The organism is uncultured Agitococcus sp., assembly GCF_937920075.1.
In the GTDB taxonomy this organism is placed as follows: domain Bacteria; phylum Pseudomonadota; class Gammaproteobacteria; order Pseudomonadales; family Moraxellaceae; genus Agitococcus.
The window spans coordinates 1-3355 of sequence record NZ_CALETI010000228.1 but is presented as its reverse complement, the minus strand read 5'-3'; the positions used below and the strand labels follow the sequence as shown (position 1 = coordinate 3355).

The window sequence follows — 3355 nt, the reverse complement described above, 5'->3', positions numbered from 1 at the left end:
TAGTGACGATAGCGCGTCAAATAGGCAAGCCTGCAGCCAGAAATTGACGGCGTAATTCTGTAACACGAGTGGTGTCTAATTGATGATTAAACAAGGCCTTGATTTCGGCAGGTTTGACATCAAACTGTTCCACGAGATCTTTCAAGTGGTAGCCATGACGCGTTAATGTCGGCTCCAGATCGTCCAACTGTCGTGACAACACGGACTCGACCAATTCAGCAGAAACTGGTATTTCCCCTGTTTGATAACCTGCTTCTAATGACATCGTGAGGTGTAGTTGGATTTGTAGTGGTGTGCGTAAACGGGAAGCTAACAAGTCAATAGCATCTAGCGTCAAGACCGATTCAACAGAGTTGCCATCACGCATAGAAGTATTGAGCAACCAGTGTAAATATTCACGTTGACTGCCTGCGATACCCTCCAAATTAAATACATCGGTTCGAAAGCCGATTTCCTCCATGGTGGGACGACGTAAATCGTTACGCAATTTAGGATGACCTGAAAGAATCACTGACAATCGCCCATCACCATCCTCAATCACTTCCATCAAACGCTTTAATCCTGTCAGCGTATGCCGATTCAAGTCGTGCGCTTCGTCAACAAACAAGGCAACAGGACGTTTATTCTTGCGTACTAACTCCCGTAACTCACGTTCACGCCGCTCCCCCTGTTTGGGAATTTGTATTTTATCAGTACCAAGATCGTAATACAGTGCAGTAATCAGGGTGGCGAGTTTGATACTGTGCTTTTCCACCGACAAAGATTTGGAGACCGTAATGCGATTCTCTTCCTTCAACTGTTGCTGTAACCGCCTCATGGTCACGGTTTTGCCGCTGCCGACTACACCACACACCGCAATGAGGCGACCCTCTAAAATTGCCCCTTTAATGTCTTTGAGCAATTGAGTATGCTGCTGCGTTTCATAGTAACCCGCTTGGCTGAATGGCTGCGTTAGCCCGTAATACTCCATCACTTCAACTCGCATGATCTTCTCCTCCTGTTTGATGACGGAAATAATGGCGCACGCGTGATAGTACGGTGTTGCGTATGAGCGTTTCTGCTAAGACCTGATCAATAAAGGCACGTTCTGCTGATGACAACTTCGCCAATGGACGAGCAAGGTCATCGGCAATCGCGAGTTTGGCCGCAATCACATGAGGAAATTGGTATTCCAATGACTGGGCATCAAAGGGCTGCTTTGGTATCGCTATGGTTCCCGTGGTCGGTGTTAAGCGCACATCATCACCTGACAATGCCGCTATGGGTAAGCCTATTTGATCGGCTAAGGCACGAATACGGTCAGCACGTTCGTCTGCTTTACCTCGTTTGAACGCACGATAACGATGTAGAGGAATAGGGCCTGATATTGGATAATAAGGCCCCGAACGATCACCCTCAAACTCGATATAAAGTTCGCTATCAAACAAACCCCACAGCAAGATAACCGTTTCACCAGCCATCGCGGGATCCACTTCATACGCTGTCCCGTCAATGGAGATGCGTGCATCGACACCGACTTTACGCCGTTCAGGCTCGCGGGCAAAACGGCAAAATTGCTCCCATGCACACATTTCACGAATCCCTTCCGTGGGTAAATTGGCTAACCAATCGTCTAAACGAGTATGATGCTCGGTGCGATGTTGGCGTAGGTTGTAATCATGAATCAAATAACGGTGTAGCCATGCGTTTGCTTGTTGTTCTGTTTCAGGCTTATGAAAGTGGTATAACGTTTCATAGGCATCTTTCACTGTACGAAAGGCGCGTTCGACCTTGCCTTTGGAGCGTGCCGTAGTACGAGAACCGTCTGAGCCTGCGGGAAGGTGTGTCAGCCATTCAATACCAAGTGCCAACATAACATTCTGAAAAACACGACTCTTGGCCACAGGGCCATTATCCAAATAAATCAGTTTGGGGCGACCCTGAAAAAGAAAGCTGGCATCCGCTTTGGGTGTCATCGCGTTAAATAAAAAGCGTAAGGCTGACTCTGCGTCCTCCCCGTAAACACAACGATATTCCTGATAGTTAACCCCACTACGATCGTCGACCACGCTAAATAACATCAGCGTTGGCATCCCTTTCGTGGGATCTATCCAGTCGGGTTTGTCGATATGCTTGAGATCCGAAGGTGACATATCAAATTGCCAGCAATCATTGCTATGTAGAGCTTGAAAACGGACGGCAGGTGGCTCTCGCTGTAGTCGGCCTTGATCCAAATGCAATTGCCTCAGATAAATATCGACAGTGCTTTTATGCAGTAAGCCTTGTGGGGCTTTGACAAGGCCGTGAGCCGTTTCAATGCCGTGCTGCTCTAATAACTCAATAGCACGCTGCGTGGACAGATGTCGGCCTTTTTTATTCGTGGTACGCAGTTTAAGCGCAGCGACCAGTTCACAGTAATGTTCCAGTTCAGGTTTTGGCAGCAGGCGAGGTTGGCCGTGATCGGCTCGATGTGCCGCCCGAGGTTTTAGACAACGCTTGAGCGCACGGTAGACTGTTGTCGGTGATACCCCATACAGCTCAGCCATTGATGTAATCTGGACGACACGTTCGGCGCTCTTACGCGGCAGCCGATCCAGTCGTTGCTGTAACTGCAACAACGAATCCGTAGGAATCTCTTTACGGCGATTGGAGGACATCACGTTCCGCTTCCGTCAGGTAGTTGTATAGCGTGGAACGTCCAACACCCATCATCCGACAAATTTCCTCTACCGTATGATTTCTTTCGTGATAAAGCCGTAAAGCAACGGCACGCTTGGTGGGGTCAAGACGTTTCTTGCGCCCACCTTGTCGACCACGCGCTCTTGCCGCAGACAAGCCTGCTTGCGTGCGCTCACGAATCAAATGGCGTTCAAATTCGGCTAATGCACCGAATAAGTGAAAAACCAACCGTCCACCAATGGATGTGGTATCAATATTTTCCTGTACACTGCGCAGACCAACATGGGCATGGTCAAACTGTTCAATCATGGCGATGAGATCTTTAAAAGAACGCCCCAGCCTGTCTAGTCGCCAAACAACTACGGTGTCGCCCGCGCGTAGACTCATCAATAATTGACTAAGCCCTGTACGATTTGCTTTGACACCACTGGCTTTATCTTCAAAAAGACGTTCGCAACCTGCTTTCTGCAATGCGTCTCGTTGCAGATCTAAATGTTGGTCATCTGTTGAAACACGAGCATAGCCGATAATCATGATGCGTCCAGATTTCACGTCAAACTTAAGTGTAGTTGGATATTGAAAAAAGGAGTGGGAATTTGGACGGTTTTTCGAGGGTATTTCTACAGAAATGGACTATTTTCAAAATGACCATCAAACCATCCTTTGATGGACACACTGGTAAGCCGTTTGGAAGGCT

Annotated in this window: 3 protein-coding genes; all 3 read right to left on the bottom strand. The window is 48.1% G+C overall.

What is annotated here, in order from left to right; genetic code table 11:
* Positions 1–16 precede the first annotated feature (16 nt).
* The 3 genes from Q0212_RS08135 to Q0212_RS08125 are packed head-to-tail and all read right to left on the bottom strand — an operon-like array spanning position 17 to position 3192.
* Positions 17–970 (bottom strand): AAA family ATPase, encoded by a 954-nt coding sequence (locus tag Q0212_RS08135; protein WP_297924362.1) that lies wholly within the window; start codon positions 968–970, stop codon positions 17–19.
* A 4-nt stretch (positions 971–974) separates the two neighbouring features.
* Positions 975–2612 (bottom strand): IS481 family transposase, encoded by a 1638-nt coding sequence (locus Q0212_RS08130; protein WP_297924360.1) that lies wholly within the window; start codon positions 2610–2612, stop codon positions 975–977.
* Positions 2613–2616: 4 nt separating this feature from the next.
* Complete coding sequence (locus Q0212_RS08125; protein WP_297924358.1) at positions 2617–3192, bottom strand: recombinase family protein; 576 nt, start codon at positions 3190–3192, stop codon at positions 2617–2619.
* Positions 3193–3355 lie beyond the last annotated feature (163 nt).